This is a genomic window from Bradyrhizobium retamae, from assembly GCF_001440415.1.
GTDB lineage: Bacteria > Pseudomonadota > Alphaproteobacteria > Rhizobiales > Xanthobacteraceae > Bradyrhizobium > Bradyrhizobium retamae.
Genome location: NZ_LLYA01000049.1, coordinates 1 through 4,139, shown reverse-complemented (window position 1 = coordinate 4,139; position 4,139 = coordinate 1). Strand labels below are relative to the sequence as shown.

The window sequence follows — 4,139 nt, the reverse complement described above, 5'->3', positions numbered from 1 at the left end:
CAGCGGCGCGATCTCATGGAGATCGTCGAGGACCGTCATGGCCGCGGCTCCATCCGACGAGGAACGGCTGGCGCCGGCCGCGGCCACACCGCCAGCCAACGGCAAGCCGCCCACGGGAGCAAAAATATGAAGCGCATCGCCAGCCCACCGGCCGCCCCCGTGGGTCAACAGGGATCTCCCGCGCGCGCTGCTGCGTCAGCCGTGGGAGCACTCCGCAGCGCGCGCGGGTCCCTCCTGTCGACTACGGGGACGGCCTCCACCGCGCTTGACGTCGAGCCAAAACACTGAGATCAGAAAATGCACCTGACGGCACCATCACACTGGTCGCGATCGATCGGAATGGGTCTGCAATGCATCGGCGGCGCAAGCCGCCACCCACTCTCCTGCGGCAGTCGATGTCGGTTCCCTGATTGGCTATCGTTAGCAGTCGCGCTCGACGGCGAGGTTCCTGCTGCGGCCCATCCTGGAAACACCGACCGGCAGAAAGCCAGTTAACGGCATGAGCCCAGCCCGTGTCATGTGGAGGCGTGGCGCTGCCCGGTATCGCTAACATCAACGCGATCCGCCGCGCGCGTACTTCTTCGCCTCAATCCGCTTGTACATCGCCTGGTCAGCTTCGGGCGAACCGTCATGCGCCGTGCCGAACCACTCGTCGAGTGGGATAATCAGATTCCCACAATAGTTCACCTCAAAGTACCTGTGGTGCAGGTAATGATAATAGTTGTCAGCGTCAATGAGTTTTCCGTCGGCGGTCACGATCCGATCGAAGCCCAGATGAGCGTCTGCCGGCGCCAGCGCCGAATACAAAAGCTGAAACATTGCCGGCAGCGGGTTCGAGGGCACGAGGAATTGGATCAGCACGCCAGAGAAGTAGAGGATGTGCTCAAACGTGTGCATCGACAAACCGGACCAGGGACCCGGATTGACGTTATTGTGATGCACCTTGTGGATCAGGTGATAGAGCGGCCCCATATGGATCAGACGGTGGATCACATAGAAGTGCAGCTGATGCCATATTGGCACGAGGAACAGCAGTGCGATCAGGTAGACCGGGTGTGTAAAGAACTCGACATAAGGGATGTAGCCGTTAGCGAACATCCACCAGGTGAACACCTCATAAGCGGTCCACACCGGCACACCGCTGCACATTGTCCAGAATACATTCTCGGCGGTTTGGCTTCCAAACAGGAACGTTGAATTGTTCGTATCGGGCCACTTGGCGTTGTATTTGAAGTCAGTCTGCTGGCGCCGCCGGATGTAGAGCACGGTATGCCAGCCGCCATAGACCAAGAGCGCCAGCGCGGCATTGCGCAAAAGGATGAGCGAAACCCAGCCGACGCCGAACTCCCGCATCGTTTCCAGCGAAGGGGTCAGGTAGACCCAAACGACGAACGAGATCGCGACATAGCGCGAGTAAGACTTCAAGTAACGAAACAGCCAGAGTAAGAATGCCTTCGGCTGAACCGGCCAGATGAAGATCGGAGCGCGCTTCGGTCGCCTGCGGGGGGTCCAGTACCCGCGTTTATCGCGCGTCCCATAGAGGGTATCGTCCACTTCTCTCCCCATGTTGAAAGTCACGGATATAACGCCAGGATTCGCAATCCGGCTCTCCGCGAGAGCATGACCTGTGCGGCGTCACAGTGAACATATCGCACGATTCAAAAACAGAAATTCCCTAAAAAGAGGGCTCGCCTAGCTGAAATTCTGCGTCTAAAGGGGATGAGGTTAGCTTGAATCGATTCGGGATTGAACGAAGCCGCTGGCGCGGCAATTGAGCGGAGATCGCAAAGGCAGGCTCCTGTCTGAGAGGATTGCGGGTTTTCGACGCCCAACCCATGAGACAGGAGTTTTCCAATGGCTGAGATCAGCCCTCTTCGCCGCCGCATGATTGAGGATAAGACGGTCCGCAATCTGTCGCGGGCGACGCAACGATCCTACCTTGCCGCGCTATCGAAGTTGAGCCGGTATTTCGGTTGGTCGCCCGAGTGTCTCGAGCTGGAGGATACCCGCGCCTTCCAGGTCCACTTGGTGGCAATGGGGATATCCTGGCCGGCGCTCAATCAGATCGTGTGTGCGCTGCGGTTTTTCTATGGTGTGACGCTCGGCCGTGACGCCATTCGGAGCGCATCAGCTATGCGCGCACCAGCGGAGCAAGCTGCAGGTGGTGCTGAGCGCCGACTAGGGTAGCACGCTTCCTGGATGCAATTCCTTGCCTCAAGAGCCGTACCGCGCTGACTACGGTCTATGACGCCGCACTGCGCGTCGCGGAAGTGGTTCTGTTGAAGATTACCGACATCGACAGCCAGCGGATGGTGATCCGGGGCGAGCAAGGCAACGACGGCAAGGACCGTTACGTTATGCTCTGCCCACAGTTGTTGCGGATTACATGCGAAGAATTGAGTGCGAGGGATTTACGATGAGCGACGTCGACTGTTCCGTGCACAAACTGATTGCGATTTCGTTCCCCCGTTTCAAAAGAAGGCAGCATGGCAAACCTTCTGACACGGCTGCGAGCTGTCGCCGATCAGGTCGCGGATCGGTACGATTTCGGGTTTCTCTTTACGGACGATGACCGTCAGGGCAGAACGCTAGCACTGCTGCAGGCCGACGCCTCGCGCGATCCGCGAATCCGTGTTCTAAACCTCTTTCGAAATTTCGGCTTCCTGCGATCAATCCAGACCAATTTTATGCACGCGCGGGGAAATGCCGCGATTTTGATCGACGCCGATCTGCAAGACCCGCCCGAGATACTCCTTGAACTTATCGCGCGTTGGGGAAAGGTTTCAAGTTCGTCTGGTGTCCGAATCCATCGGAGTGAGCGCGCATCCTGCGCTGCACGCGATTTTGTCGTTGAGATTACCCAAGCCGGTGAGTCTAGGCTGAACGTCTTCTTTCGGCATCTCCCGTCACCGGTAACGCTCGATAACTGCCGTATTTTTGCGCCGTAGTTTAAGGACTTTGAGACTGAGCATTGAGCAAGATGTGAATAATTTTTCGGTGCGGCGCGTGGAATATCACAGGAGCGCTATGGGGCCGACAATGGATGAGTTGAGAGCGCGCCGGTCGGCAGGGTCATGCATCCGCAGCCTGGTCCGCAACTCAAGTTTTCGTCGCACGCCGACATTGCGAGCTATGGCAGCGGTAGCGCTTGAGTTTGCCGATAATTGCCGACCGTTCCATGTTTCCCCCGTTTGGGTGTGGCGGCAAGAGCATTGTCAAACGTCGTAACTATTTCTCAAGCTTCATATTTTTGTTTCGGGCATCATTATGACCGCAGCTACGCCGACTAGGTTCGCGATCGCGAGATACCACGCGGGCGAGAGCTGATCGCCTTCAGGTGAATGAGCCAGGTCACAACCGTTCCTCCGAACAAGATCGCGCCGAGCGCGTAGGAGGCGAGATCCAAAGTTCAAACCTCTTTTGGCAAGGTCAGGGGGTGGAGACGAGCAGCACCACGCAGATAGAGCTGATGCTCGTCAGAACGGCCGTAACGCTCAACAGTGGCGCATCCTTGAACGCATTGATTAGCACGAAGGCAGGATAGGCGGCGCGTCGCCAAACAGATTCCGTGAAAGAATCCCTTCGAGGCCAAGAGCGCGCAGAAGCACGACTTGATCTGCGGCGGCGATGGAGCGGATACTATGCTTACGAGCTGTTGCCCAGTGTTCGCGCCCTTTAGCTGCCGATGCTCTTGACGTGAACAAGCTTGAACCAGCCAGTTCTTACGATTGTGCGATTCCACGCGCGTCTTTCCAAAGTGTTCCCTTGACCTGGCGGGCTTCCAAACTAACGGTCGGCAGCTCCAGATAAATTTATGAGATGATTTTCAATGAGGAATACAAGACCGTGACGCGGTCTCCCAAATCGAAAAGTTCGTCATTCCGGACTCGTTGCAGATGAAGAGGAGGGAAAGCGACTGTTTTTGCAGACACCAAAATACAAGGAGACCGCATCTGTCGACATCATTGCGGCCTTCTTCAGCCTTCGACACTGGACCAATCTCAAAAGGAGCGGTCGCGAGGCAGCTTATGTCGGCTATAGTCCAGTCATTGGGTTTGACGCGGATAAGATCTTGGAGGATCTCCCTAGCTTATATGAGGGCTTGGTGTGTCAAGAAGTTTTTCGCGATCAACATTTCT

General features: G+C 56.7%; 3 protein-coding genes and 1 pseudogene. 3 read left to right on the top strand and 1 reads right to left on the bottom strand.

Translation table 11 applies throughout. From position 1 onward, the window contains the following. Positions 1–552: 552 nt before the first annotated feature. On the bottom strand, positions 553–1,578 hold the full coding sequence (locus tag CQ13_RS08295) for a sterol desaturase family protein (RefSeq protein ID WP_245309084.1): 1,026 nt from the start codon (positions 1,576–1,578) through the stop codon (positions 553–555). A gap of 276 nt (positions 1,579–1,854) precedes the next feature. Here CQ13_RS08295 and CQ13_RS40690 point away from each other — a divergent pair. The 3 genes and pseudogenes from CQ13_RS40690 to CQ13_RS44965 form a co-directional block, all read left to right on the top strand. Further along, positions 1,855–2,384, top strand: a pseudogene (locus tag CQ13_RS40690) (site-specific integrase); the annotation flags it as partial. Between the two features lie 102 nt (positions 2,385–2,486). After that, positions 2,487–2,948 (top strand): glycosyltransferase, encoded by a 462-nt coding sequence (locus CQ13_RS08285; protein WP_057842510.1) that lies wholly within the window; start codon positions 2,487–2,489, stop codon positions 2,946–2,948. A gap of 974 nt (positions 2,949–3,922) precedes the next feature. Next, positions 3,923–4,139: hypothetical protein (locus CQ13_RS44965; protein ID WP_210183065.1), on the top strand; the 217-nt coding region annotated here is incomplete at its 3' end.

Coding starts and splice junctions, on each gene's coding strand:
- CQ13_RS08285 (WP_057842510.1), top strand. CDS start 2,487: ATGGCAAACCTTCTGACACGGCTGCGAGCTGTCGCCGATCAGGTCGCG.